The organism is Vibrio sp. B1FLJ16, assembly GCF_905175385.1.
GTDB lineage: Bacteria > Pseudomonadota > Gammaproteobacteria > Enterobacterales > Vibrionaceae > Vibrio.
The window spans coordinates 2416405-2442372 of record NZ_HG992749.1 but is presented as its reverse complement, the minus strand read 5'-3'; the positions used below and the strand labels follow the sequence as shown (position 1 = coordinate 2442372).

Sequence of the window (25968 nt, the reverse complement as noted above, 5' to 3'; positions counted from 1 at the left end):
AAGCCCAGCATCAGCTGGGCTTTGTGATTTCGGATTTAAATTTTACTTAACTCGATCGTAAATACAGAGCATATCTAGGTAAGAATTGACGAGGTGTTTCAGTTCATCTTCACCTTTAAATCGATTTGCCTGAACAAACAGTGAGTAGCAAATACCGTGGAATAGGTTGGTCAAATGTTCTGGTTGATGCTTGTTACAGATTTCACCACGCTCAATTGCTTTGATGAACATGTTCTGTACAAGTAGCTGATTAGTGCGGTTAGTTGAAACGAATAGCGGCCACACTTCATCACGTGTAGATGCACTCCATTCAAACCAAACTTTCAGCCAGTGACAATCCTGATTTACCAGCTCGATCATTGCGTTAGTGATATTAGCAATATTATCGCGAGCGTGAAGATCGAGATCTATATTGTCTGATAAAAAGTTCGAGAACTGACGTACTACATGGTTCAGCACTTCATCAACAAGATCTTCCCGGGTTGGGAAATAGTTAAAAACAGTAGCAACAGATACTTGAGCGATTTCTGCAATGTCAGCATGACCACCTCGACCAATGCCACGACGAGCAAACACTTCGATCGCGATTTCCATGAGTTGTTGCTTACGTTTGATAGGGGAAAGCCTAGTACGGGCTCTCTTTGCAATTGAGTCCATTATATTTACCTTGCCATTTGAGTTGTATATATGGGGTATATACCCCTAATTAATTATTTTAATAATTACATAAAGCAGACATGAGTGTAATGGTGCATATGTTCTGGGTCAACAGTTGCTGTGTAATTTGTAGACAGCAATTCCAGAAATGTTGACACTTTCCGGACAATTTTTTTAGAAATATCGGTCGTGCTTCCAATAAATTTTGCAATCGCTTGTGGCTTTCAACCTACATAGCGTGGTGATACACTACACGCCGTAAAATTAGGTGATCGTTTGCGTGCGACTTGCCTCAACCCAACAAATAAATTGAGCACAGTATGAAACACACAATAGAAGTCATGATCTCTGAGCAAGAAGTACAGGATCGAATTCGTGAGTTAGGCAAACAAATTACAGAGCGCTACCAAGGCAGCGAAGACCTTGTTTTGGTTGGCTTATTACGTGGTTCATTTGTATTTATGGCTGATTTGGCTCGCGCTATTGACCTGACTCACCAAGTTGATTTCATGACCGCATCAAGCTATGGCAACACAATGGAAAGCTCTCGTGATGTACGTATCCTGAAAGACCTAGACGACGACATTAAAGGTAAAGATGTCCTGCTTGTTGAAGATATTATTGATACAGGTAACACGCTGAACAAGATTCGCGAAATTTTGTCTCTTCGTGAGCCAAAGTCTATCGCAATTTGTACTCTACTGGATAAGCCATCACGACGTGAAGTTAACGTACCGGTTGATTGGATCGGTTTTGAAATTCCAGATGAGTTTGTCGTTGGCGTAGGTATTGATTACGCTCAGAAATACCGTCACCTACCATATATCGGTAAAGTTGTTCCTCAAGAATAATTGAGTTCAGAATTTAAATACAAAAAACGCCCGACAGGGCGTTTTTTATTTAATCTATATACTGCTGCGCTGATTAGCGACACAACAGCTTGTTATCGGTGTTTAAAATCGTCGCCATCGCTTTCTGGTACGACTCTTCAACGGTTTCTTTAGAGTTAGAACGGATACCCAGATACTCTAAACGGCCATCTTCAATACCGTAAACGACGCCATGAATTTCAACATCCTGTCCTCGTTCCCATGCATTTTGCATAATGGTTGAGTTACCTAGGTTATACACTTGCTCCGCAACGTTTATCTCACCAAGTTTATCGCTGCGATCTTCAAGCGGCATTTGGTCAAGGTACGTACGATGCTTGAAGTAAAGATCACGAATGTGCAGCAACCAGTTGTTGATAAGACCGAGTTGCGGGTTATCAATAGCAGCGTTAACACCACCACAGCCGTAGTGACCACATACTATGATGTGTTTTACTTTAAGTACGTCTACAGCATATTGAACAACTGAAAGGCAGTTGAGGTCTGTGTGGATGACTTGGTTTGCAACATTACGGTGAACAAATAATTCACCAGAGAACAGACCGGTTAAACGCTCTGCTGGTACGCGGCTATCGGAACAACCAATCCAAAGAAAGTCGGGCTTTTGACCCTCTGCTAACTTAGTAAAATATTCTGGTCGTTCAGATTTGATTTCGTCTGACCATTTTGAATTATTCTCGAATAGTTTTTTAATTTCCGGCATCTTGCAAATTACTTCCCTAAAAAGACCAAAACACTGAAAGCTGAGCTGTTTCAATATAGCAAGCGATCACGATTTCAACTATACACAATGTTACAATTTCGATCCCGTTAAATATTCATCCGGCAGGACTCATCTGACGTCTTCTTGCCAATAAACTCGTACAATTGACCTCGTTTATTCAAATCTCGCCTTAGACCATGAATTATTTATGGTTTTAGGCTTAGTGTCACTGATGAAGTGATGAGGTTTTACTTTTTGATATTCATACAGGGAACTTAGTTGTGTTCGGTAGTCGTTTCGAAAATATCAATTTAAAAGGGGATATATTTGGCGGGGTAACCACGGCAATTATCTCTCTCCCTTTGGCTTTAGCTTTCGGTGTCGCTTCTGGAGCGGGTGCTGAGGCTGGTCTCTGGGGGGCAATCATGGTCGGTTTGTTTGCTGCTCTCTTTGGTGGTTCAAATACCTTAATCTCCGAGCCGACCGGACCAATGACCGTTATCATGACGGCGGTACTGACCAGTATGATGGTCAAATACCCTGAAACGGGCATGGCCATGACGTTTACGGTTGTGATGATGGCGGGGGCATTTCAGATTTTACTTGGCACTCTGAAGCTAGGTAAATATGTTACTTTGATGCCTTACAGCGTTATCTCCGGATTTATGTCAGGTATCGGCGTTATCCTGATTATACTTCAGCTGTCACCATTGCTGGGGCATGCCGCACCCGCAGGCGGAGTTCTAGGGACGTTATCAGCACTACCGGAAACCATTTCTAATCTCAAATTCAGTGAGTTGTTTTTGGGCTTGCTGACGTTAGCCATTTTATTCTTATTCCCTAAACAATATAGAAAGTACGTGCCAGCTCAGTTGGTTGCATTGGTTGCCGTCACTTTGCTCTCAGTGATTCTGTTTGATACCGATGATATCCGCCGTATTGGCGAAATCCCTGCTGGTTTACCTTCGTTAGTCGCACCACATATCAATCCGGATATGTTTGTTGAAATGGTCATTGATGCATTGGTTTTGGGTACGCTTGGCTGTATTGATACCTTGCTGACCGCGGTTATCGGTGACTCACTAACGCGTAAAGAACACGACTCTGATAAGGAGCTTCGCGGTCAGGGTATAGCAAATATGATTGCTGGTCTGTTTGGTGCCCTTCCAGGCGCGGGTGCAACCATGGGAACAGTAACCAACATTCAGGTTGGTGCTCGTTCGCCATTATCGGGTGTAGTTCGTGCGCTTATGCTTGCGTTAGTTGTGCTTGTAGCTGGTGGTTTGACGGAGCCGATTCCAATGGCGGTACTGGCCGGTATTGCTGTCTATGTCGGTTTTAACATTCTCGACTGGAGTTTTATTCAGCGTGCTCATAAGGTCAGTTTTTCGGGAATGGCCGTGATGTATGGTGTGATGTTATTGACGGTATTTGTTGATCTGATTGTCGCCGTCGGTCTTGGCGTATTCATTTCCAATATCATTATTATCGAGCGCTTGAGCCGGGAGCAGGCGCGTCAGGTAAAAGCCATCAGTGATGCGGATGAGGATGACGTACCTTTAACGGACAGTGAGAGGGGATTACTGGATCGTGCCAATGGTACAGTATTGTTCTTTTATCTCTCTGGACCGATGATCTTCAGCGTGTCAAAGGCGATTTCGCGCCAGCATTCTAGTATTGCAGATTACGAAGCGATGATTTTGGATCTTACGGATGTTCCAATGATCGATGTGACGGTAGGTCTTGCCCTGGAAAACGCGATTAAAGACGCGCTAGACGCTAATTGTGAAGTGTATCTGCTGTGTCCGAATCAGCGTACTCGAGAACAGTTGGAAAAATTCCATGTGATCGATCTGGTGCCTGACGACAATATTTACGGGTTCCGCTACGAAGCTTTAAATGCGGCGGTGTCTCATGTAGAAAAGGCACAGTACCAACGAATTACAGCGTAATACGAAAACAGCACTGTTTGCTGCTGCTGGCAGTGCTGCTCTTTTCATTTCTTGCTTATCTGTACAAATCGATCTTTTCGTCAGCTCTGATAACCCCAGAATCAGGGGCGAGTAATGCTTCTAAGTTTATGGAAAGGTTTAATTGTAAACATCGTTATTCAACGATAAACTAATCGCCCTTCAGTGCAATACCGAAAGATAGTTCAGAGTTATAGGCTCTGAATTGCTCAAAGATTCCAATTGGTATCCGCAATCACGAATTACAAACAGATGGCAACCACTACGCTATGTACGCATTAGAAATCGAACAGCTTCGCAAGACGTATGCAGGCGGATTTGAGGCGTTAAAAGGCATCAGTCTACAAGTTCAAAAAGGTGACTTTTACGCGCTTCTTGGCCCAAACGGGGCAGGGAAATCCACCACAATCGGCATTATCGCTTCTCTCGTTAATAAGACTTCAGGAACCACTAAAGTTTTTGGTTACGACATTGATACCGATCTTGAATTAGCCAAACAGAACTTAGGTCTTGTACCTCAGGAATTTAACTTCAACCAGTTTGAAACCGTTGAGCAGATCGTTATCCAGCAAGCCGGTTATTACGGCGTACCAAAAGGGCTAGCGAAAGAGCGCGCAGAAAAGTACCTCAAGAAGCTTGATCTGTGGGAAAAGCGCGCAGAGCGTGCCCGAAATCTGTCTGGTGGTATGAAGCGTCGTTTGATGATTGCCCGTGCTCTTATGCATGAACCGAAACTGTTGATCCTTGATGAGCCTACTGCCGGTGTTGACATCGAATTACGCCGCTCGATGTGGGATTTTCTTAAAGAGATCAATAAGGAGCAGGGGATCACTATTATCCTGACCACCCACTATTTAGAAGAAGCCGAAATGCTGTGTCGCAATATCGGCATCATTAATCGTGGTGAGCTGATTGAAAACACGACAATGAAATCACTTCTTGGAAAGTTGAGCGTTGAAACTTTCATTCTTGATATTGAATGCGATGGTGAAGTACCAGAACTGACTGGGGTAAATCGCCAGAGCCTGGTGGAAGGTTCACTTGAGATTGAGCTGGATAAGAGCCAAGGCTTGAACTCAGTATTTAGTCAGCTTACTGAACATGGTATCAAAGTATTGTCGATGCGAAACAAAGCTAACCGACTGGAAGAGCTGTTCGTAAGTATTGTCAGAGAAGGGAGCAAGTAAATGTACGGATTATATTGGACCGCATTTCGCAGTTTGCTGGGCAAAGAAGTCACCCGTTTCTCGCGTATCTGGGTACAGACACTGGTTCCGCCGGCGATTACCATGACACTTTATTTCATCATTTTCGGTAACTTAATTGGTTCCCGAATTGGTGAAATGAGCGGTTTTACCTATATGGAATACATCGTTCCCGGCCTGATTATGATGTCAGTGATCACTAACTCTTATTCCAACGTTGCCTCATCTTTCTTCAGCGCTAAGCTACAGAAAAACATTGAAGAGTTGCTGGTTGCCCCTGTACCTAACTATGTGATCATCATGGGTTATGTAATGGGTGGTGTTACCCGTGGTTTGTTGGTCGGTGCGATCGTCACCTGTGTTTCTCTGTTGTTTGTGGATCTGCAGGTGGAGCATTGGGGGATCATTGTTGCGACGGTATTTATGACCTCAGTTGTGTTTGCACTTGGCGGTTTAATTAACGCGGTATACGCAAAAACGTTTGATGATATTTCCATCATCCCAACCTTTGTTTTAACTCCTCTGACTTACCTCGGCGGGGTGTTTTATTCGATCAGCTTACTGCCTGAGTTCTGGCAGGGTGTGTCTAAAATCAATCCGATCGTCTATATGGTTAATGCGTTCCGTTACGGCTTCTTAGGTGTATCAGATGTGGGTATTGTGACTTCATTCAGCGTACTCACTGTATTTGTCGTTGTGCTGTATGCGATCGCACACTATCTGGTGACGAAAGGCATTGGTCTGCGTTCATAACATATGGGTTGTCGATATATCCCGACAATGCATTAAGTACAAAAAAGGTCGACATTAAGTCGACCTTTTTATTTAACCTGAGCTCAGGTTATTCGGCATTCGCTGTGTTATTACTCTGCGCTTGCTGAAGGAGCTGCACCAGATTCTGAGTCTTCTTTGGTCTCTAATGCTATATCAACAGTTTGATTGTCGATTAGGCGAACGCTACCTAAGAATGCGGACATCAGAATTACCGCCTGAGTGGTTCCAGTCGTGATATCTTGCAGAGTGCGTGAGTCACGGATGAAGATTTCATCTGGGTGCAATCCAGCAGCACGAAGCTGATCATTTGCATCTTCAATAATTGACGCGTAATCATCGCGGCCGCCACGCATTGCGCTGCTAATCCATCGCATTGTGCGGGCAAGAACCGGAGCACGCTGGCGTTGATCAAGAGTAAGCAGTCCGTTTCGGGAGCTCATCGCGAGTCCGTCCATTTCACGCACGGTAGGGACACCGACTATTTTAATGTCCATTGCCAGATCGGTGACCATCTTACGAATGACAGCTAGCTGCTGAAAATCTTTTTCTCCGAAGCAAGCGACATCCGGCTGAACGATGTTAAACAGCTTATTGACAATAGTGGTGACACCACGGAAGTGACCCGGACGTGAAGCACCCTCAAGAATAGTTGAAAGACCAGGTACATCCACAAAAGTCTGCTTGTCTAAACCTTCCGGGTACATAATCTCGGGTGTCGGTGTGAACACTAAATCCACCCCTTCAGCGCTAAGCTTGCTCAGGTCGTCATCAAGCGTACGAGGGTAGTTTGCCAAATCGTCGGCACGCTCAAACTGCATCGGGTTAACAAAGATGCTTACAACAACGATATCAGCGTATTCGCGCGCTTTACGAACGAGCGTCAGGTGACCTTCGTGAAGATTGCCCATTGTCGGGACAAAGGCAATTTTACGGCCTTCACGCTTGAAGGCTTTTATCTGTTCACGAGTTGCTGAAATTTCCGCAAAAGTTTGCATGCACTTATCCTCTAAGCAATGGTATGAGCTTCGTCTGGGAACACACCGTTTGCAACATCTTCCATGTATTTTGCTACGGCTTTACGCATATCACCGGTTTCAGCAAGAAAGTTTTTCGAGAATTTAGGCATGTAGTTAGCAGAGATGCCGAACATATCATGCATTACAAGAATTTGACCGTCCGTCACGTTACCTGCGCCAATACCGATGACAGGCACGTCGAGTAATTTCGTAATACGTTCTGCCAGTTCCGCAGGAACACACTCAAGTAGTACGATCTGAGCGCCGGCTTCTTGCAGTGCGAGTGCATCTTTGACCATACGATCCGCTTTTTCCTGATCGCGGCCTTGTATTTTATAGCCACCGAAGATGTTCACCGACTGAGGAGTCAGACCTAAGTGCGCACACACAGGCACGGCACGTTCAGTTAGCATCTTGACGGTATCAACTAACCATTCGCCACCTTCAATCTTCACCATGTTTGCACCTGCACGCATGATTTTTGCTGCGCTTTCACAGGCTTGTTCTGGCGTTGCGTAGCTCATGAACGGCATATCAGCCATCAGAAGACAGTTCGGGCTTCCTGTACGTACACAGCGCGTGTGGTAAACAATGTCATCTACGGTTACCGGCAGCGTATCGTTTTCACCTTGAAGAACCATTCCCAGTGAGTCACCCACTAGCAGAACAGGCATTTCCTGGCTTTCAAATAGCTGAGCAAAGCTCGCATCGTAAGCCGTTGAAGTGGCAAATTTACGACCTTCTTGTTTCCACTTGATAAGGTCGTTTATGGTCATTTTTTTCATTATTTTATCCTTCCTAGGAGTTGGCTATGACTGCCAAATACTGAGGCCGTTTCTGTCTACTTGTTTGAGCAGAGCAGAGACCTCGGTCCCGTCAGGGAGTTGTAAACTTGGTGCAATTTCCGCAAGAGGATAGAGCACGAACTCGCGCTCCTTCATTCCGTAGTGAGGAATGGTCAGTCTTTCGGAGTTAATCACCTCATTGCCATAAAGAATAATGTCGAGATCAAGAGTTCTTGGTCCCCAGCGTTCATCTTTACGGACACGCCCTTGTTCCTGCTCAATGGCTTGTGTGCAATCAAGCAGTTGCAGAGGCGTCAAATTAGTTTTTATTGCCACGACCGCATTGATGTAATCCGGTTGGTTTTGTGGCCCCATAGGCGTGCTGCTGTATAGTTCAGAGGCTTTTACAAACTCTGATTCAGGCAGCGTTTTTAGTGCTTCGATCGCTAGTTTCGCCTGGCTGACAGGATCAGCCAGGTTACTGCCTACCGCAATGTATGCTGTGATCATGATTTAGGCTTACTTTTTTTCTTACGGTAGGTTTTACGGCGACGCTGACCTTTTGGTGCTTGGTCGTCGAGGTCGGCAGCCATTGCCTGACGCATTTCTCGGCCGGCATTCTGGAAAGTTTCCCACCATTTGGCTAGTTTCTCTGTCTCGCCGCCTTCCACTTCACCCCGCATTTCAAGGAAATCGAAGCCCGCACGGAACTTGTTCAGCTCCATAAGACGGAATGCGCGCTTACCATTGCGTCGCGGCAGGCGCAGTTGCAGCTGCCAAATCTCACGAATAGTCGCGGTGTGACGTCGTGGTATAGCTATAGTGCGAACCTGATCATCAAGGATGATATTACTCGCTTCCATAATGGCATCGTAATAAGCAAGATGACGTTGTTCCATCAGTCTTTCTGCTACAGCACAAAGCGGGTACCACAGCATAGCCGCAAACATAAATGCCGGATTGATACGCTTACCTTCTTCGATTCGCATATCAGTGGAGTCGAGAACCAGATCCAGCATCTGTTCAGTCGGAGATGAGTAATCTTCAGTGAAATGCTCTGCAATCGTTGGGAAAAGCTGCTGGAACAGGTTGTACTCACGCAGCAGATGGTAGGTTTCCAGCCCCTGACCTGATTGCAGTAGCTTGAGTGACTCTTCGAACAGACGAGCAGATGGTATATCACGCAGCAGTGTTGACATCTCTTCGATAGGTGCTGCGGTGTCTTCTTCGATATCAAAATCAAGTTTGACCGCGAAACGGATAGCGCGCAGCATGCGCACCGGATCTTCACGGTAACGGGTTTCAGGGTCACCAATCAGGCGAATCAGGCGATCTTCCAGGTCTTCAATACCACGGGCATAGTCGTGTATTGAGTAGTCTGCGATGTTGTAATACATCGAGTTGATAGTGAAATCGCGGCGCTCTGCATCTTCATCAACCGTACCGTATACGTTGTCGCGCAGTAACATACCTTCTTTAGACTGCTGAGAGACGTTCTTATTTTTCTGCTCTTGATGGTGGCCACGGAAAGTCGCGACTTCAATAATGTCCCGGCCAAACATAATGTGAGCCAGACGGAAGCGGCGGCCAATCAGGCGGCAGTTTCTGAACAGCTGCTTGATTTGTTCCGGTGTTGCGTTAGTCGCAATATCAAAGTCTTTTGGTTTCTGTCCAAGCAGTAAGTCTCGAACCCCGCCACCGACAAGAAATGCATCGAAACCAGCATTATTTAGGCGGTACAGTACCTTCAGCGCATTGTCACTGATCTGCTTACGCGAAATGTTGTGCTCTTCACGAGTTATTACATTGAGAGCGAGCTCTGGAATTGTCGCAGCTTCGCTTGGTGTATAGTCGTTTGTATTCATGTGCATCTGGCAATAAATGGGTTTAGTCCAATTTTGCTTTGGTTAGTTTTTAAGCCCTAGGGCTGATTTGCGGCTAATGATAGCACTACACGGTGCCATTTGAGAATCATGCAGTGATCTCGATCTCTGCGGGAAGCTGTTCTAAACGCCAGTTTTCGCAGCCCCAGCGAAGAATTTCTGCAATTTCACTCGCTTTAATGTCTTCGGGAATATCAAAGCCCAAAAATGTCATGGCTTTGAGCAGAGCAGGATTCGGGTTATTAATATCAATAGCCGTCGCGTGATTTTGTTTCGACAGTTTATTGCCGTTATCGTCCATCGCCAGAGGTAAGTGCAAGTAACTCACCTCGGGTTGGCCAAGGGTTTGGTATAAGCTTATTTGTCTTCCTGTTGGCTCGATTAAATCCGCTCCGCGAACAACTTCAGTCACACCTTGGTCGATGTCATCCAATACTACCGCAAGATTATAGGCAAATAATCCATCTCGACGTTTAATAATGAAATCTTCATTAACCAACTGTTCGGGAATATGGATTGTGCCATGTTTTTGGTCGAAGAAGCTGGCGACAGGCCTGGTCATTTTTAGGCGTATAGCGCCTTCTTTCAAGTGTTTATCTCGGCATGTTCCCGGATAAAAGCCGCCGTGCTCTTTAATTTGCTTACGGGTACAGTGACAGTAGTAGGCGTCGCCGTTTTCTAACCAGACATCAATCTGAGCCTGATAGAGATGATGACGCTGGCTCTGGTATACCACTTCACCATCCCAGAGTAATTGGTATGCTTGTAGCGCTTCTAAAATGGCTTCAGAAGCTCCGGGCATTTCTCTGGGAGGGTCGAGGTCTTCTATTCGAACCAGCCACTTGCCATGGTTTGCTTTTGCTTGGAAGTAGCTGCCCAGAGCGGCAACCAAAGAGCCAAAATGCAGCGGACCAGAAGGAGATGGGGCAAAGCGGCCAACATAGCTTGTCATGCGTGTATCTCAGATAAGCCAAAACAAAAAGGGAGCCAGAGCTCCCTTCAATAATCAGATTGCGTGGTGATTAACCTTGCATCTGCTTCTCTTTGATTTCTGCAAGCGTTTTGCAGTCAATACAAAGGTCTGCAGTTGGGCGTGCTTCAAGACGACGTACGCCAATCTCTACGCCACAAGACTCACAGAAGCCAAAATCGTCATCTTTGATTTTGTCTAAAGTCTTTTCAATTTTCTTGATCAAACGGCGTTCACGGTCACGGTTACGCAGTTCTAGGCTGAACTCTTCTTCCTGAGAAGCGCGGTCAACTGGATCTGGGAAGTTTGCTGCTTCGTCCTGCATATGGTGAACAGTACGGTCTACTTCAACTCTTAGCTGATCGCGCCAAGCTGTCAGTATTTTCGTAAAATGTTCAATCTGCGCTGGTGACATGTATTCTTCACCAGGCTTTTCCTGATACGGCTCCACGCCTGCAATGGCTAGGATGCCGATTGATTTTTTCTTTGTTTCTGGCATACAGCATCTCCTACTTACACCTAGTCAACTGCTTCGCAGTCTATTTAAGGCGGGTATCTATAGCAAAAAGAGGCGGTGCAAGCAAATACTGATTTGCAAACTTATCGTCAATGTGAAGACAGCATCATTTTTCGTCTTAACTGATGAAATCAACAGCAGAAAATAGCTTTACGTCAGTACTGCTCAGTTCAGCTTTGTAGCAGAGAACCTCTACTCCTGCGTCTAGTGCTTGTTTGAGTAATAGTGAATATTTCGCGTCTATATGGTGTGCTACAGATACTTTTTCAATACCTGAATGTAAAACAGTAAATAAAAGTATGGCTCTACTTCCATTTTGTGCCATTTCTGTGAGCTCTCTCAAATGCTTCTGCCCCCGGGTAGTGACGGCATCGGGAAAGTATCCTTGCCCCTCAGAGTTAGTTTCATCAAGAAGAGTGACGCTTTTAACTTCTATATAACACTTTGGCTTGTCACTTGCGTGGAGCAAGATATCAATTCGGCTATTTTCATTGCCATATTTCACTTCAGTTTGAAGTGTGTCATAACCGCAAAGCTCTGAAATGACGTCATTTTCAATAGCCTCAACCGCTAACTGGTTTGCGCGTGCGGTATTGACACAAATTCGGTGGCCGAGTTCGGTTTCACTCAGCTCCCAGCTATTGGGATACTTTCGCTTAGGATTGTCAGAGGTTGAGTACCAGACCCTGTTTCCGGGTGTGGCACAACCTGTCATCGCTCCGGTATTTGCACAGTGAATGGTGCGAACTTCGCCGTTATCAAGTTCAATGTCGGCAAGGAAGCGTTTATAGCGTTTGAGCAGAGTCGCTGACTCTAAAGCGGGTTCGAAATGCATTTTGCTTATTTAGAAGGGAAACTTTTAGGTACAATGTTGCCATCATTACACCATAAGGTATTTCTTTTGTCACAATTGCCGATTGAAGCCGTGATGCCTCAGTTACTTACGGCGGTCAAAAACCAACATCAGGTGATCTTAAAAGCCGCGCCGGGTGCGGGTAAGTCGACGTATTTTCCTCTCCAACTTCTCCAGCATCAACTGGTGACTGGAAAAATCATTATGCTTGAGCCAAGGCGGTTAGCTGCGCGTAATATCGCGCGCTATCTGGCGGAGCAACTCGGTGAGCAAGTCGGTCAGAGAGTTGGTTACCGCGTTCGCGGCGAAAGTAAGGTAAGCTCAGCAACGCAGCTAGAGATTGTGACGGAAGGGATCATGACACGCATGATCCAAAATGCCCCTGAGCTGGATGGTGTCGATCTGCTGATTTTTGATGAGTTTCATGAGCGTAGTATTCATGCCGACACAGCGTTAGCGTTCAGCCTGGAAGTTCAGGAGGCACTGCGTGATGATCTCAAGCTGGTGGTCATGTCGGCAACGCTCGATCAGGAAGCGCTGCAATCACTGCTGCCGGATGCCAGTTTTATCGAATCTCATGGGCGAAGTTTTGAGGTTGAAACGCGCTACGCCCCTTTAGCCGTTAATGATCACCTGCCAAATGTGATGGCTAAGACGATAGAGGGTCTGCTCAGTAAAGAGTCAGGCTCACTATTGGCGTTTCTTCCGGGCGTTGCTGCGATTAGGCAGGTTGAAGAGCGATTAGCACATTTGCCTGATGAGGTTGAAGTTTGTCCTCTCTACGGCCAACTCAGTTTTGACGAGCAACAGAAGGCGATTTCTCCTGTGATACAGGGCAAACGTAAAGTCGTATTGGCAACCAACATTGCGGAAACCTCACTGACCATTGAAGGGATCCGTCTTGTGGTTGACTCTGGCTTAGAGCGTATTGCCCGGTTTGATTTGAAAAATGGCCTTACCCGTCTCGAGCAAGTGCGTATTGCTCAGTCTTCTGCTATTCAGCGAATGGGGCGAGCAGGCCGTGTTGAAGAGGGGATATGCGTTCGTCTCTATTCTGAAAGTCAGTTCAGACAGCAACCTGCGGTACCACAGCCTGAAATTTTGTATTCCGATCTTGCCAGTTTGGTCATGGAGTTAGCGTTCTGGGGAGCGAGTGATGTTCAGGAACTGAAATGGCTTGACGTTCCTTCTCATGCGGCACTGAATCAGGCCAGGCAACTGCTGGTTTCTCTGGGGCTGCTCAGCGAGCAAGGCCAACTGACTGCTGACGGTAAACAAGCACACGAGCTCGGTGTTGAACCTCGAGCTGCCGCAATGTTGATTCAGTCTGCGCATCACAGTGAGAAAATGTTAAATACCGCATTGGCGGCGGTCGCCCTTATTGAAGAGCCAGAAAGAAACGTCACGAATATCGGACACAGTTTGCACCGCTGGATCACGAGCTCTCATCCTAAAAAATCATTGCTAATTAAGCGAGCCCAGTCCCTTGCGCATAAAATGGATACGGTTTTTTCTCTGTCAGATGTTGATGAAAGTTCACTACCACTGGTGTTGAGCCTAGCATTTCCGGACAGGATTGCACAGCAGCGCATCTCTCACCAACGAAATAAGCAATATGGTCGGTTTACTCTGGCGAATGGTCACGGAGCTGAATGCCGGCCAGACGATGCTCTGGGCGCATGTGAGTATTTAGTTACGGTTGATCTGATGCGTTCGCATTCCAACTCAAGCCAGGTTCATTTGGCTTGTGAACTGGACATCAATATATTGCATGCGACGTTTGAATTACTATTTTCATCTGAAGAAATGGTCGACTGGGATGAAAAAAGAGGGCGTTTAGTAGCAGAGAAACAACTAAAAATCGGCCAGATAGTGATTGAGCGTGAATCTTTGCCGAGTCCCGGAAAAGAAAAAATGACACAAGCTTTACTCACTTATGTCCGCCGTCAGGGCTTGAGCAGTCTAAACTGGACGCCAGCTGCGGAAAACTTGCTCGAACGAATCCGTTGCGCCGTCGACTGGCTGCCTGAACAGCCGTGGCCAGACTTTGAAGAAGCAGATTTGCTTGAATCATTAGATGAGTGGTTAGCACCTTATATGGTTTCTGTAACGTCGGTGAAAGAGCTGAGTAAAGTGAACCTGACTGAAGCACTGAATGGGCGTTTGGGCTGGCCGTTAAATAAGAGCATTGATGAGTGGCTGCCAGAGCGTTATCAGCTACCAACGGGAACTTCAAAACGCATCCGTTATCAGTATGGTCATGAACCCGTATTGTCGGTAAGGATGCAGGAAGTGTTTGGAGAAAGTAGCTCGCCTGCTGTCGCTCTCGGGCGTAAACCTCTGGTGCTGGAATTACTTTCTCCGGCGCAGCGTCCACTGCAAGTGACGACTGATCTCGCTGCCTTCTGGAAAGGCAGCTACAAAGACGTGCAAAAAGAGATGAAAGGGCGTTATCCAAAGCATGTTTGGCCTGATGATCCTGCGAACCATGTCGCGACAACGAAAACGAAAAGACAATTAAATAATGACTGACACAAAAAAGCCGCGCGCCAGTAAGACGCCAGCGAAGAAAAAAACTGCCACAAAAGCCCCCGCTAAGCGTAGCAAGCGAACTCCGGGTAAAAAGCCGAGTAATAATGGTAAGCGATCATGGCTAAAAGTTTTGTGGTCGATTACATGGAAAGCGGGCATTGCGCTGGCGGCAGTCCTTTTATTTGTTGGTATTTATTTAGATAGTGTGGTGAAAGAGCGCTTTGAAGGCCAGTTATTTGAACTGCCGACGGTCGTTTACGCGCGCATTTTAAATCTTAGTCCCGGTGAGAACATCTCTATTCAGGAGCTTCGCAATGAACTGGACGTGCTTAACTACCGAAAGGTAAGTAATCCACGTTATCCGGGCGAATACTCGTCGTCTTCAACTCGTATTGAGCTGATTCGTCGTCCGTTTGAATTTTCTGACGGCCCGGAGCCCGATCGCCATGTCATGCTGCATTTTTCTGACAGCGGCTTACAACGTATTCAGTCTCTGGAATCCAGAGGCGACCTGGGGTATCTGCGTCTTGAGCCTAAGATGTTGGGAATGCTGGAAAAAGACAGCAACGAGCAGCGCCTGTTCTTACGCCGGGATCAGTACCCTGAAATTCTGGTGGATGCATTACTCGCAACTGAAGACCGCGACTTTTACCAGCATGATGGTGTTTCTCCTCTGGCGATTGCCCGTGCGTTGGTGGCGAATATCAGAGCTGGCCGCACCGTTCAGGGGGGCAGTACGCTTACGCAACAGCTGGCAAAAAACCTGTTTCTAACCAAGGATAAAACTTTATGGCGCAAGATCCGTGAAGCGTATATCGCGTTGATTCTGGACTACCGCTACAGCAAAGATCGCATTCTGGAAGCGTATCTGAACGAAGTGTATCTGGGACAGAGTGGTGGTGAAGCTATTCACGGATTTGGCTTAGCATCCCGCTATTACTTCGGCCAGCCGATTCAGGAGCTTCGTATAGATCAACTTGCGATGCTGGTGGGGATGGTAAAAGGTCCGTCTTACTACAATCCAATTCGCTACCCAGAAAGAACTCAGGATCGCCGTGATCTTGTGCTTCGTCTGCTGATGCACCAAGACATGTTGACATCGAAAGAATATGAGCAGGCAGCAAGTCGTCCACTGGATACGCAGGAAAACCCGCGTATTGCCAGCCGTCAGCCAGCTTACTTCCAACAGTTGAGTATCGAACTGAAAGAAAAAGTCGGTGATAAGTTTAAATCTGAAACGGGCTTACGTGTCTTTACGTCACTGGATCCGGTATCGCAAAGCAAAATGGAGCAAGCCATTGCCAGTAAGATACCCGAGTTAGCCAAGCTTGGTGGAAAGGAGTTGGAAGCGGCGGCGGTGGCCGTTGATCGTCATAGCGGTGAGATCCGTGCCATGGTTGGTGGTAAGCGAGTCGGTTATGAAGGCTTCAACCGTGCATTAAACGCCAGCCGACCAATCGGCTCGTTAGTAAAACCAGCCATTTACCTTACGGCGTTGGAGCAGCCTGACAAATACAACCTAGGTACGACTTTGCATGATACGCCTTTAAGTCTGAAAGGCAGTGAAGGTACGGTCTGGACTCCGCGTAATTATGACCGCAAGTACCGTGGTGACGTTCCACTATTCGAGGCTCTGGCCAAGTCGCTCAACGTACCCACCGTGCGCCTGGGTATGGAGCTTGGCATTCCTAGAGTAACCAGTACGCTAGAGCGCTTGGGTGTGAACAAAAATGAGATTCGACCGGTGCCTTCGATGTTCCTGGGATCGTTCTCGTTAACTCCGCTTGAAGTCGCTCAGATGTATCAGACTCTGACAAACTCAGGTAAGCGCGCGAAGCTGACGGCGCTTCGTTCGGTGAAAGACCTGGAGGGCAATGTGCTCTATCAGTCACTGCCTCGCTCGTCACGTGAAGTCGATGAACAAGCTGCTTGGCTTACCACGTATGCGATGAAGCAAGGTGTTGCTCAGGGTACTGGTCGCTTCTTACAAAACCAGTTTGCCTGGGCTGCATTAGCAGGGAAAACCGGCACCAGTAATGATACAAGAGACAGCTGGTTTGTTGGCGTCGACGGCCGGGAAGTGACCACTATCTGGCTGGGCCGTGACGATAACAAACCGACAAATCTGACCGGATCGAGCGGTGCTTTGCGTGTGTATGCGGAATATCTGACCCAGCGCATTCCTGAGCGTTTAGAGCTTCCGTGGCCAAGAGAGGTGACGACTCTGGGCTTTAAACAAAGCGCCGATGGCGGTTTAGAGATGAACTGTCGCAGTGAATATAAATTACCAATTTGGGACAAAACCGGTCAAATGAAACAGCAGTGCGAGAAAAAATCTAACTGGATTAGTAATTTATTTGATTGGTAATCTTGTTAAATATTCATCGTAAGCTTGTTCAACGGAGTATTTCTTAGTAAATATAGAGGCATATTAAAGTGAGTAGTGCTCGGCGATGGGCATTGCTCAGCCCCAATATTTAATAAAGGAAGAAGTTAATGTTCAAAAAGGCGCCATTTAGCCCGTTCTTTCGTTGTGTCGCGCTTTGGGTAAGTTTCTTTTTGACTATTTCTCCTTCGTTGGCAAAAACTCAAGGGGATATGCCAGCACCGCGTCCTAAAGTGGCAGTGGTTCTTGCTGGCGGTGGTGCAAAAGGTGCGGCTCACATAGGTGTACTGAAAGCACTGGAAGAGATGAAGATTCCCGTTGATATCATTACGGGTACCAGCATGGGTGCTTATGTTGGTGGTTTATATGCCATTGGTATGAGTGCAGGTGAAATTGAAAGCTTCATCTACAGTGTGGACTGGAATAACGGTTACCGGGATCGTGTCGACCGGAGTCAGCGCCGTGTTCGTGACAAAGAGTATGAAGACCGCTATCAAATAAATACGGATCTCGGGCTGAGGTTTGGCGAAATACGCGTGCCAACCGGAGTGGTGCAAGGGCAGAATATGTTACGTATTCTGCGTGAAACCACGGGTAACCTTGGGCGCTTTGAATCGTTTGATCAACTTGCTATTCCTTATCGCTCGGTTGCAACTGATATTCTGGAACTCGAAGAGGTGGTCATTGATAACGGCTATTTAGTCGATGCGATGATGGCCAGCATGTCAGTGCCAGGCGCGCTTCCTCCCTATGAGCTAAATGGACATCTGTTAGTTGATGGTGGGGTCGTGAACAATATGCCCGTTGATGTGGCTCGCGCGATGGGAGCTGATGTTGTCATTGCTGTAGACATCAGCACAGACTACAAAACGGCGGAAGATTTTACCGGGCTGTTTATTGTTGCTGACCAACTTTCCAACTATCTTGTCCGCCGCAGTACTCAGCAGCAAGTGGAAGATCTCCAGGAGCAAGATATCTATATTCGTCCTAACGTAGGGCTAATGGAAACGGTTGAGTTCGATAAAATGCCACTGGCATTTGACTCAGGGTATGAGATCACCAAGGAGCTGAAGGCAAAGTTAGAAGGGCTGAGTTTATCGAGTGCAGATTACCAGCGATACATCGACCATAAAGAAGAAGTCCGCAAAACCTTAGTTCATGGTGATGAGCGTGTTGTCGATGAGGTGGTGATTGTCAATAACACGCACTACAGCGATGTGCTGCTGACAAACCGTATGCATTTAGAGACCGGGCGTCGGATCTCAACGAGTGAAATAGAAAATGCTGTTGAGAATTTATATGCACTTGATCGATTTGAACTGATTACTTATCAGTATGAGGAAGTGCAAGGTGCCACGAGGCTGGTTTTTACCGTTAATGAGAAGTCCTGGGGTCCCAATTACCTTAATTTCCGCTTTTTCCTTGAAGATGACTTTGATACCGATAGTCAGTACGGGATTGGTATATCGACCAATTTCACCAAATTAAACTCCCACGGCGCAGAGCTGGCATTTAACTTAGAAATGGGTACAGATAAGCTGATTGAAGCTGAACTGTATTCTCCAGTGTTGTCTAGCCAGCAGCTGTTTGTTTCCGGGCGATTAGCATACAGCAATGAAGGACGTAATCTGCCACTGAACGATTTCCAAAATCCTGATATTGGTGCCGTGAACGACTTTTTCCCCGTCTCTTACAGCGATTTTTCTTCGGAGATTTCGCTTGGTATTCAGCCCACTCTATGGCAAGAGCTGCGTTTTGGCGGCCGGTACTCAACGGGGAGTATTGAGCTATCCACTCTGGCATCGGCGGGAAATCTGGATTTTGACAGGCTTGGAGTATTTGCCCAGTACCGCTTAGATACGCTCGATGACTTTGCTTTTCCTACTCGCGGCATGCTGGTCGATCTGGAGTATTTAGTCTCTCATGACCAAAGCCCTGAGGGAGATAATCTTTTAGGTTCCGATACTATGGTTGAAGACACCGTGTATGAAATTTCAGCTCGGGTTAAAGGCGCAGTGAGTCATCAGCGTCATACTTTAGTCGGGCATGCTGAATATAGTGTCGTTGAGAGTAAGAACTCTACTATCCCACTTGATCCACGAGAACTGGGGGGCTTTTTGAACTTGTCCGGCATACCGAGAAACAGCCTGATTGGACAGGATTTATTTTTCAGCAGCCTAGTCTACCGATACAAATGGTTCGAGAATGATTTCGGGCTGTTTGAGGCACCGGTGTATATAGGTGCATCAGTAGAATACGGTGGCGTATGGTCGGACAATGATTTAGGTTTGGGTAACGCGCCGCTGTATAACGCTGGCTCGGTATTCTTTGGTGTCGATTCCCCAATCGGGCCTATAATGTTGGCTTATGGTCGTACAGAGCAAAACCTGGAAGCTGTGTATCTGATCGTCGGAACTTCATTTAATTAACCAGTAAAAGAGAGCAATACCTCACTAAATTTGAACAAAATTAGCAGGACTTTAGTCGTAAGTTGCTATGTTGGTCAAAATGATGAGATTTTAATTGAAGGTTAAATTTGCTATTCTTTTGCCCACAGTTTGGCCTCTGCGGCGCTGTTTCTCAATCATAATTGAATGAAAACAAGGGCACTGGAGAGCCAAGTTTCCAAGGATGTTCACTCCTTTACTTTAACAATAGTAATAATAAAGGAGGAACCGCAATGAGAGGAAAAAGTCGTGCTTGAAGCCTACCGTAAACACGTCGAAGAGCGTGCTGCCGAAGGAGTTGTACCTAAACCACTAGACGCTGAGCAAGTTGCTGGTCTTGTGGAACTTCTTAAAAATCCCCCTCAAGGTGAAGAAGAGGTTCTTCTTGACCTACTAGAGAATCGTATTCCACCTGGCGTTGATGAAGCGGCATATGTGAAAGCTGGCTTCCTGACAGCGGTTGCAAAAGGTGAAGTATCTTCCCCGCTAGTAAGTCGTGAAAAAGCAGCACAATTGCTAGGCACTATGCAAGGCGGTTACAATATCGCGCCACTAGTTGATCTATTGGACGACGATGCTCTAGCGCCAATTTCTGCAAAAGCGCTATCTCACACACTGCTTATGTTTGATGCTTTCTATGACGTAGAAGAGAAAGCAAAAGCAGGCAATACTTTTGCACAACAAGTTTTACAATCTTGGGCTGATGCGGAATGGTTCCTGTCTAAGCCTCAGCTGCAAGAAAAAATCACTCTGACTGTATTTAAGGTTACTGGTGAAACTAACACCGATGACCTGTCTCCGGCACCAGATGCATGGTCTCGCCCTGATATCCCAGTTCACGCTCTTGCAATGCTTAAGAACGAGCGTGAAGGCATTAACCCAGATCAGCCTGGTAGTATCGGTCCGATCAAACAGATCGAAGAACTGCAATCTAAAGGTCATCAGCTGGTTTATGTCGGTGACGTAGTAGGTACAGGTTCTTCTCGTAAATCTGCAACTAACTCAGTGCTTTGGTTCATGGGTGATGACATCCCTAATGTACCAAACAAACGTGCTGGCGGTTACGTACTGGGTGGTAAGATTGCTCCTATCTTCTTTAATACAATGGAAGATGCAGGCGCACTGCCAATCGAAGTTGACGTATCTAAGCTGAACATGGGCGACGTGATTGATGTTTACCCGTTCGAAGGCAAAGTATGTAACCACGAAACCGGTGAAACTCTGGCTGAGTTCAAACTAAAAACAGACGTACTGATCGACGAAGTACGTGCTGGTGGTCGTATCCCACTGATCATCGGTCGCGGTCTGACTGACAAAGCTCGCCAATCGCTGGGTCTGGAAGCTACTGATATCTTCCGTAAGCCTGGTGACGTTGCTGATACAGGCAAAGGTTACTCGCTTGCTCAGAAGATGGTTGGTAAAGCGTGTGGCGTAGAAGGTGTTCGTCCGGGCACTTACTGTGAGCCTAAGATGACTACGGTAGGTTCTCAGGATACAACGGGTCCTATGACGCGTGATGAGCTGAAAGACCTTGCGTGTCTTGGCTTCTCAGCAGACCTTGTTATGCAGTCTTTCTGTCATACATCGGCATACCCTAAACCAGTTGATGTGAACACTCACCACACATTACCTGATTTCATCATGAACCGTGGCGGTGTTTCTCTGCGTCCTGGTGACGGTGTTATCCACTCGTGGCTAAACCGTATGCTTCTGCCTGATACTGTTGGTACAGGTGGCGACTCGCATACTCGTTTCCCTCTAGGCATTTCATTCCCAGCAGGTTCTGGTCTTGTTGCATTCGCAGCGGCTACAGGTGTTATGCCTCTGGATATGCCTGAGTCAATCCTGGTTCGTTTTAAAGGTGAAATGCAGCCTGGTATCACACTACGTGACCTGGTACATGCAATCCCTTACTACGGCATCAAGCAAGGCCTACTAACGGTTGAGAAAGCAGGTAAGATCAACGAATTCTCTGGTCGCGTTCTAGAGATCGAAGGTGTTGAGCACCTAACGGTTGAGCAAGCGTTTGAACTTTCTGATGCGTCAGCAGAACGTTCAGCGGCTGGCTGTACTGTTAAGCTGTCTCAAGAGTCGATCGAAGAGTACCTGAACTCGAACATCACTATGCTTAAATGGATGATCTCTGAAGGTTACGGCGACCGTCGTACCATCGAGCGTCGTATCACTGCAATGCAAGAGTGGTTAGATAATCCAGAGCTTATGGAAGCTGATTCGGACGCAGAATATGCGCACGTTATCGAGATTGATCTGGCGGAAATTAACGAGCCAATCTTATGTGCTCCTAATGACCCAGATGATGCTCGTCTGCTTTCAGAAGTGCAGGGTACGAAAATCGATGAAGTCTTCATCGGTTCATGTATGACCAACATCGGTCACTTCCGCGCAGCAGGTAAACTGCTTGAGCAGTGGGGTGGTCAGCTAGATACACGTCTATGGGTGGCTCCGCCAACTAAGATGGACCGCGATCAGCTAACGGAAGAAGGCTACTACGGTATCTACGGCCGTGCTGGTGTTCGTATCGAAACTCCGGGATGTTCACTGTGTATGGGTAACCAGGCTCGTGTAGCTGACAAAGCGACAGTAATGTCGACGTCAACGCGTAACTTCCCGAACCGTCTGGGTACAGGTGCGAACGTTTACCTGTCTTCTGCAGAGCTTGCGGCAGTCGGTGCAATCCTGGGTCGTATTCCGACTAAAGAAGAGTACTTGGAGTACGCAGCGAAGATCAACGCGACAGCAGCGGATACATACCGTTACCTGAACTTCCACAAGATGGATCAGTACACTAAGAAAGCGGATACGGTTATCTTCCAAGAGCCTGCATAAGTAGCATTCGATAAATGCACCAATAGAAAGCACCTCCGATGAGGTGCTTTTTTTATGGCTATCTACCGCGCTCTACCCTGAGCTCAGGTTATTCTGCAAGTCGTTTGGAGGATCACGGGTTCATTCGCTATACTCCGCACCAAATTGATACGAAAAGGCTATCTCGATGGAATTTGAATTCATCCGCAATACTTTGATGGGCGAGTATTACGTCAAATGCAGTATGGGGCATGAGATTGTAGGGCGCTGGCTTCAAGAAGAAATTGGTAAAGACCCTGCAAAAATTCATCTGGTTGAAGCCTTGATTGAACAGTCTTTTTCTTCGCCTTCTCAAGAGCATAGCTTAACTGGTACAGAAATCAGTGTGTCTATTCATGGTGATGAAGTATTAGTGCAGGAAAACATCCTGGCACACAGTTATGACTTAGAGCTGGAGAGTGAGTTTGATTTCTACGATTCGGAGAGTACTGCAAGTTGCGGTATCGAGGATTTCGTGACCCTTATAGAGCAATGGAAAGATTTTTTGAACATTTGATGCACAGTTTTGGGTAAGTAACCTTCACTTGCTTTAAATTTGTGAAAGGGGCGCACTGTAATGGTGCGCCTTTTTGGTTTTTAGAGTTTGATTTTAAGTATTGTTATTAAAAATCAATAACTTAAAAACTTGGCACGTAGATTGGATTATTAGAAGCGTATCAGGATGAATGGAATGCTTCGGAGATAATTTAATGAAAATAATCAATGCCATTATAAAGCCGTTTAAGTTAGACGATGTTCGTGAGGCGTTAGCTGACGTCGGCATCGAAGGAATGACAGTATCAGAAGTTAAAGGTTTTGGTCGCCAGAAAGGTCATACCGAACTGTACCGCGGAGCTGAGTACCAGGTTGATTTTCTGCCAAAAGTGAAAATCGAAATTGCTACTCACGCTGACAATGTGGAGCGCGTAGTAGAAGCTATCACTAAAGCGGCACAAACCGGAAAAATCGGTGACGGTAAGATTTTTGTATACGACCTGAGCCAAGCTGTGCGTATCCGTACTGGTGAGATGGACGCAGAAGCACTTTAAGTATTCAAAGGATTGGAGACATTATTATGGAACTAGCAACAACTGTAACGGAGTTGCGTTATGCACTTGACACCTTTTTCTTCCTCATTTCCGGTGCATTGGTTATGTGGATGGCAGCTGGCTTTGCCATGCTCGAAGCAGGTCTAGTGCGCTCAAAAAACACAACAGAAATTTTAACTAAAAACTTCTGTCTATACGCGATTGCCTGCACCATGTACTTGGTTGTAGGTTACCACATCATGTACGTTGATAACGCTGAAGGCGGTTGGCTGCCATCATTTGGTGGTCTGATTGGCTCACAAGCGGAAGGCGCAGACCACTCGCTAGAGTCAGACTTCTTTTTCCAGGTTGTGTTCGTTGCAACAGCAATGTCTGTAGTTTCGGGCGCAGTTGCAGAACGTATGAAGCTTTGGTCATTCCTAGTGTTCTCAGCAGTTCTGACAGCATTCATCTACCCGATGGAAGGCTACTGGACATGGGGCGGCGGCTTCCTTTCAGAAGCAGGTTTCAGTGACTTTGCTGGTTCAGGTATCGTACATATGGCCGGTGCTTCTGCAGCACTAGCAGGTGTTCTGCTTCTTGGTGCCCGTAAAGGTAAATACGGTAAAAATGGTGAAATCCACCCAATCCCAGGTTCAAACATGCCGCTTGCTACACTTGGTACGTTTATCCTTTGGTTCGGCTGGTTTGGTTTCAACGGTGGTTCTCAGCTGATGGTTTCTGATTTTGAGAACGCGACAGCAGTAGGTCAAATCTTCCTTAACACCAATGCAGCAGCAGCAGCGGGTTCAATCGCAGCGCTACTAGTGTGTAAGACTACTTGGGGTAAAGCTGACCTGACTATGATCCTGAACGGTGCTTTGGCTGGTCTGGTTGCTATCACTGCGGATCCACTATCTCCATCACCACTATGGTCTGTTGCAATCGGTGCAGTTTCTGGTGCAATCGTTGTATTCAGCATCATCGGTCTGGACAAGCTTAAGATTGATGATCCAGTAGGTGCGATTTCTGTACACGGTGTGTGTGGTTTCTTTGGCCTGATGGTTGTGCCTCTAAGCAACAGCGATGCGACATTCGGTGCTCAGCTTCTTGGTGCTGCTGTTATCTTTGCTTGGGTATTTGGTGCAAGCCTGGTTGTTTGGGGCATTCTGAAAGCAACAGTTGGTATCCGAGTAAGCGAAGAAGAAGAGCTGGAAGGTATGGATATGCATGATTGTGGCGTAGGCGCTTACCCAGAGTTCGTAACTGCGAAATAATATCCCATGTAGCATATTGTTACATTCTCGCTAACAAAAACCTGCTATTGATAGCAGGTTTTTTTGTATTGGTCGTTGTCTTACCATTGAAGATACATATAATAATGCAACTGATAAACGTTATCATTAATTCTGGTAAAGGATTCAACAATGAAAAAACTGTTCGCTCTTTCAGCACTTGCTTGCTCAACTTTAGCCCCTACAGCAATGGCTGCTGAAGAAGTAAACGTCTACTCTTACCGTCAACCGTTCTTAGTAGAACCTATGTTTGACGAGTTTACTAAAGAAACTGGCATTAAAGTAAACGTGAAGTTTGCTAAAACAGGCATCGCAGAAAAACTGGCTCAGGAAGGTGAATACAGCCCAGCAGACGTTCTGCTGACAACTGATATTAGCCGTCTTGCAGAACTTACTAACAAAGGCCTGGTTCAGAAAGTAGACAGCAAAATCATTGAAGAAAACGTACCTGCTCAATACCAGGACAAAGAAAATGAATGGTTTGCACTGACGCTACGTACGCGCAGTGTCTACTCTTCTCGCGACCGCGTTGGTAAGCTAGGCGCTGATTTTAACTATGCAGATCTGGCTAAGCCAGAGTACAAAGGCAAGATTTGTACGCGTAGCGGTAAGCATCCTTACAACGTTTCTCTAGTGTCATCAATGATTGCTCACTACGGTGAAGCGGAAACCAAGCAGTGGCTGGAGGGTGTCAAAGCGAACCTGGCTCGTAAACCACAAGGTAACGACCGTGGGCAAGTGAAAGCGATTAAAGAAGGTCTGTGTGACGTTTCTTTAGGTAACAGCTACTACCTGGGTAAAATGGTTAATGATAAAGAGCAGAAAGCCTGGGCTGATGCGGTTTATATTAACTTCCCTAACCAGGAAACCACGGGTACTCACGTGAACATTTCTGGTATGGCGATGGCAAAATACGCGCCAAATAAAGAAAATGCGCTGAAGCTGATGGAATTCCTGACAGGTGATGTTGCTCAGAAAATGTACGCTGAGATAAACTTCGAATATCCGGTTAAAGAAGGTGTGAAGCGTTCTGAACTGGTGGAATCTTGGGGCGACTTTAAAGCGGATACACTTTCACTGGATGATATCGCATCTCACCATGAAGCTGCGATTAAGCTGATTGATGAAGTGAAATTTGACCTTTAATCCCTTGTGGGGGTATAACAGTACCCCCATTTGATTAAAGGATATG

General features: G+C 46.4%; 21 protein-coding genes. 12 read left to right on the top strand and 9 right to left on the bottom strand.

What is annotated here, in order from left to right:
• Positions 1-42 precede the first annotated feature (42 nt).
• Positions 43-657 (bottom strand): LuxR/HapR/OpaR family quorum-sensing transcriptional regulator, encoded by a 615-nt coding sequence (locus KHN79_RS11005; RefSeq protein ID WP_182008839.1) that lies wholly within the window; start codon positions 655-657, stop codon positions 43-45.
• Positions 658-977: 320 nt separating this feature from the next.
• Between KHN79_RS11005 and hpt the strand changes: the two genes are divergently transcribed.
• Entirely contained in the window at positions 978-1508 is a 531-nt protein-coding gene (hpt, locus tag KHN79_RS11000; protein ID WP_182008838.1) for a hypoxanthine phosphoribosyltransferase, read from the top strand.
• 73 nt (positions 1509-1581) lie between these two features.
• Here the strand turns inward: hpt and can are convergent, their stop codons facing one another.
• Positions 1582-2250, bottom strand: coding sequence for a carbonate dehydratase (gene can / locus KHN79_RS10995; protein ID WP_182008837.1), 669 nt, complete (start codon positions 2248-2250; stop codon positions 1582-1584).
• A 281-nt stretch (positions 2251-2531) separates the two neighbouring features.
• Between can and KHN79_RS10990 the strand changes: the two genes are divergently transcribed.
• From KHN79_RS10990 to KHN79_RS10980, 3 genes are all read left to right on the top strand, one after another.
• Positions 2532-4202, top strand: a complete 1671-nt coding sequence (locus KHN79_RS10990; protein WP_182008836.1) for a SulP family inorganic anion transporter — start codon at positions 2532-2534, stop codon at positions 4200-4202.
• Between the two features lie 287 nt (positions 4203-4489).
• The gene (locus tag KHN79_RS10985; protein WP_182008835.1) at positions 4490-5407 is read left to right on the top strand and encodes an ABC transporter ATP-binding protein; all 918 of its coding nucleotides are present in this window, start codon (positions 4490-4492) and stop codon (positions 5405-5407) included.
• Complete coding sequence (locus KHN79_RS10980; protein ID WP_182008834.1) at positions 5408-6178, top strand: ABC transporter permease; 771 nt, start codon at positions 5408-5410, stop codon at positions 6176-6178.
• 110 nt (positions 6179-6288) lie between these two features.
• On the opposite strand, the gene panC is transcribed toward KHN79_RS10980, so the two are convergent.
• The 7 genes from panC to sfsA form a co-directional block, all read right to left on the bottom strand.
• Positions 6289-7194, bottom strand: a complete 906-nt coding sequence (panC, locus tag KHN79_RS10975; RefSeq protein ID WP_182008833.1) for a pantoate--beta-alanine ligase — start codon at positions 7192-7194, stop codon at positions 6289-6291.
• A gap of 11 nt (positions 7195-7205) precedes the next feature.
• The gene (gene panB, locus KHN79_RS10970; RefSeq protein WP_182008832.1) at positions 7206-8000 is read right to left on the bottom strand and encodes a 3-methyl-2-oxobutanoate hydroxymethyltransferase; all 795 of its coding nucleotides are present in this window, start codon (positions 7998-8000) and stop codon (positions 7206-7208) included.
• Between the two features lie 24 nt (positions 8001-8024).
• Positions 8025-8510, bottom strand: coding sequence for a 2-amino-4-hydroxy-6-hydroxymethyldihydropteridine diphosphokinase (gene folK, locus KHN79_RS10965; RefSeq protein WP_182008831.1), 486 nt, complete (start codon positions 8508-8510; stop codon positions 8025-8027).
• The gene (gene pcnB / locus KHN79_RS10960) at positions 8507-9871 is read right to left on the bottom strand and encodes a polynucleotide adenylyltransferase PcnB (RefSeq protein ID WP_182008830.1); all 1365 of its coding nucleotides are present in this window, start codon (positions 9869-9871) and stop codon (positions 8507-8509) included. The genes folK and pcnB overlap by 4 nt, the downstream gene beginning before the upstream one ends.
• A gap of 100 nt (positions 9872-9971) precedes the next feature.
• Complete coding sequence (gluQRS, locus tag KHN79_RS10955; protein WP_182008829.1) at positions 9972-10835, bottom strand: tRNA glutamyl-Q(34) synthetase GluQRS; 864 nt, start codon at positions 10833-10835, stop codon at positions 9972-9974.
• A 70-nt stretch (positions 10836-10905) separates the two neighbouring features.
• Positions 10906-11352: an RNA polymerase-binding protein DksA gene (gene dksA, locus KHN79_RS10950; protein ID WP_182008828.1), complete on the bottom strand. Its 447-nt coding sequence runs from the start codon at positions 11350-11352 to the stop codon at positions 10906-10908.
• Positions 11353-11488: 136 nt separating this feature from the next.
• Positions 11489-12205, bottom strand: coding sequence for a DNA/RNA nuclease SfsA (sfsA, locus tag KHN79_RS10945; protein ID WP_182008827.1), 717 nt, complete (start codon positions 12203-12205; stop codon positions 11489-11491).
• A 66-nt stretch (positions 12206-12271) separates the two neighbouring features.
• Here sfsA and hrpB point away from each other — a divergent pair, with 66 nt between their 5' ends.
• The 8 genes from hrpB to KHN79_RS10905 all read left to right on the top strand — a co-directional run bounded on the left by hrpB (position 12272) and on the right by KHN79_RS10905 (position 25922).
• Positions 12272-14755, top strand: a complete 2484-nt coding sequence (gene hrpB / locus KHN79_RS10940; RefSeq protein ID WP_182008899.1) for an ATP-dependent helicase HrpB — start codon at positions 12272-12274, stop codon at positions 14753-14755.
• Entirely contained in the window at positions 14748-17123 is a 2376-nt protein-coding gene (gene mrcB / locus KHN79_RS10935; RefSeq protein ID WP_182008826.1) for a penicillin-binding protein 1B, read from the top strand. Before hrpB ends, mrcB begins: the two co-directional genes overlap by 8 nt.
• A gap of 128 nt (positions 17124-17251) precedes the next feature.
• Entirely contained in the window at positions 17252-19570 is a 2319-nt protein-coding gene (locus KHN79_RS10930) for a patatin-like phospholipase family protein (protein ID WP_182008825.1), read from the top strand.
• A 267-nt stretch (positions 19571-19837) separates the two neighbouring features.
• Positions 19838-22435: a bifunctional aconitate hydratase 2/2-methylisocitrate dehydratase gene (gene acnB / locus KHN79_RS10925; protein ID WP_182008824.1), complete on the top strand. Its 2598-nt coding sequence runs from the start codon at positions 19838-19840 to the stop codon at positions 22433-22435.
• Between the two features lie 166 nt (positions 22436-22601).
• Positions 22602-22970 (top strand): YacL family protein, encoded by a 369-nt coding sequence (locus KHN79_RS10920; RefSeq protein WP_182008823.1) that lies wholly within the window; start codon positions 22602-22604, stop codon positions 22968-22970.
• A 193-nt stretch (positions 22971-23163) separates the two neighbouring features.
• Complete coding sequence (locus KHN79_RS10915; protein ID WP_182008822.1) at positions 23164-23502, top strand: P-II family nitrogen regulator; 339 nt, start codon at positions 23164-23166, stop codon at positions 23500-23502.
• 26 nt (positions 23503-23528) lie between these two features.
• Positions 23529-24758: an ammonium transporter gene (locus KHN79_RS10910; RefSeq protein ID WP_182008821.1), complete on the top strand. Its 1230-nt coding sequence runs from the start codon at positions 23529-23531 to the stop codon at positions 24756-24758.
• A 150-nt stretch (positions 24759-24908) separates the two neighbouring features.
• On the top strand, positions 24909-25922 hold the full coding sequence (locus tag KHN79_RS10905; protein ID WP_182008820.1) for a Fe(3+) ABC transporter substrate-binding protein: 1014 nt from the start codon (positions 24909-24911) through the stop codon (positions 25920-25922).
• Positions 25923-25968: the final 46 nt, after the last annotated feature.

Excerpts from the sequence above, each read along its gene's own strand:
- gluQRS (WP_182008829.1), bottom strand. The coding sequence starts at position 10,835 with ATGACAAGCTATGTTGGCCGCTTTGCCCCATCTCCTTCTGGTCCGCTG.
- hpt (WP_182008838.1), top strand. The coding sequence starts at position 978 with ATGAAACACACAATAGAAGTCATGATCTCTGAGCAAGAAGTACAGGAT.
- KHN79_RS10915 (WP_182008822.1), top strand. The coding sequence starts at position 23,164 with ATGAAAATAATCAATGCCATTATAAAGCCGTTTAAGTTAGACGATGTT.
- KHN79_RS10905 (WP_182008820.1), top strand. The coding sequence starts at position 24,909 with ATGAAAAAACTGTTCGCTCTTTCAGCACTTGCTTGCTCAACTTTAGCC.
- KHN79_RS10930 (WP_182008825.1), top strand. The coding sequence starts at position 17,252 with ATGTTCAAAAAGGCGCCATTTAGCCCGTTCTTTCGTTGTGTCGCGCTT.
- dksA (WP_182008828.1), bottom strand. The coding sequence starts at position 11,352 with ATGCCAGAAACAAAGAAAAAATCAATCGGCATCCTAGCCATTGCAGGC.
- KHN79_RS10910 (WP_182008821.1), top strand. The coding sequence starts at position 23,529 with ATGGAACTAGCAACAACTGTAACGGAGTTGCGTTATGCACTTGACACC.
- can (WP_182008837.1), bottom strand. The coding sequence starts at position 2,250 with ATGCCGGAAATTAAAAAACTATTCGAGAATAATTCAAAATGGTCAGAC.
- KHN79_RS10920 (WP_182008823.1), top strand. The coding sequence starts at position 22,602 with ATGGAATTTGAATTCATCCGCAATACTTTGATGGGCGAGTATTACGTC.
- mrcB (WP_182008826.1), top strand. The coding sequence starts at position 14,748 with ATGACTGACACAAAAAAGCCGCGCGCCAGTAAGACGCCAGCGAAGAAA.
- KHN79_RS10985 (WP_182008835.1), top strand. The coding sequence starts at position 4,490 with ATGTACGCATTAGAAATCGAACAGCTTCGCAAGACGTATGCAGGCGGA.
- panC (WP_182008833.1), bottom strand. The coding sequence starts at position 7,194 with ATGCAAACTTTTGCGGAAATTTCAGCAACTCGTGAACAGATAAAAGCC.
- panB (WP_182008832.1), bottom strand. The coding sequence starts at position 8,000 with ATGAAAAAAATGACCATAAACGACCTTATCAAGTGGAAACAAGAAGGT.
- KHN79_RS10980 (WP_182008834.1), top strand. The coding sequence starts at position 5,408 with ATGTACGGATTATATTGGACCGCATTTCGCAGTTTGCTGGGCAAAGAA.
- pcnB (WP_182008830.1), bottom strand. The coding sequence starts at position 9,871 with ATGCACATGAATACAAACGACTATACACCAAGCGAAGCTGCGACAATT.
- folK (WP_182008831.1), bottom strand. The coding sequence starts at position 8,510 with ATGATCACAGCATACATTGCGGTAGGCAGTAACCTGGCTGATCCTGTC.
- KHN79_RS11005 (WP_182008839.1), bottom strand. The coding sequence starts at position 657 with ATGGACTCAATTGCAAAGAGAGCCCGTACTAGGCTTTCCCCTATCAAA.
- sfsA (WP_182008827.1), bottom strand. The coding sequence starts at position 12,205 with ATGCATTTCGAACCCGCTTTAGAGTCAGCGACTCTGCTCAAACGCTAT.